The 570-nt window shown below is 70.5% G+C and carries 2 protein-coding genes; both read right to left on the bottom strand.

Annotated elements, in window-relative coordinates:
* Nucleotides 1–385, bottom strand: a 385-nt coding sequence (locus GEV06_29170) for a C-terminal binding protein (GenBank protein MPZ21909.1), incomplete at its 3' end; no start/stop codon positions are given.
* Nucleotides 382–570 (bottom strand): fumarylacetoacetate hydrolase (locus GEV06_29165; protein ID MPZ21908.1); only part of this gene is annotated, 189 nt, incomplete at its 5' end. The genes GEV06_29165 and GEV06_29170, both read right to left, overlap by 4 nt.

The raw sequence follows: 570 nt of genomic DNA, 5'->3' as shown, positions 1-570 counted from the left end.
GTTCCCGCACCGCCCTGTCGTAGCCGCCGAGCCTGCGCAGCAGGGCGAGCAGGCACGCGGTGGCATGGTCGGCGACGGTGTCGGCACCGTAGTCGGGGACGTTCGCCACCTGCACACCCAGCTCGCGCGCGGCCACGACGTCGACATTGTCGTAGCCGACGCCGTAGCGGATGACCGACGCGTGCCGAGCCAAGACGCCGAGCACTGACCTGGTCACCGGAGCGAGGTTGACCAGCGCGACGTGCGCACCGCACAGCGCCTCGAGCGTCTCCGCCTCGGACGCGCAGGACCACTCGGCGAACTCGGCACGAAAGCGTTCGGCGACCTCTCGCTCCCACCGCACGTCGGGGAACGCGTGGTCGGATACCACCACCCTGGCCGTCACGACGCGCTCTCAATACCGCCGGTCAGCACTCCGCGCGCGGCCAGGTTGATCATCAGGGCGCGGACGCCGAAGGTCCACGGCGTGGTGTCCTCGGTGTGGCCGACCACGTTGACCAACGTGCCGAGCAGCGGGGACGAGATGCGCACCACGTCGCCGAGCTTGTGCGTGAAGCCCTCGCCGGGGAC

Origin of the sequence: Luteitalea sp. (assembly GCA_009377605.1) — a bacterium.
GTDB lineage: Bacteria > Acidobacteriota > Vicinamibacteria > Vicinamibacterales > Vicinamibacteraceae > WHTT01.
The sequence above is the reverse complement of the archived record's forward strand: the minus strand, read 5'-3'. Positions and strand labels throughout refer to the sequence as shown.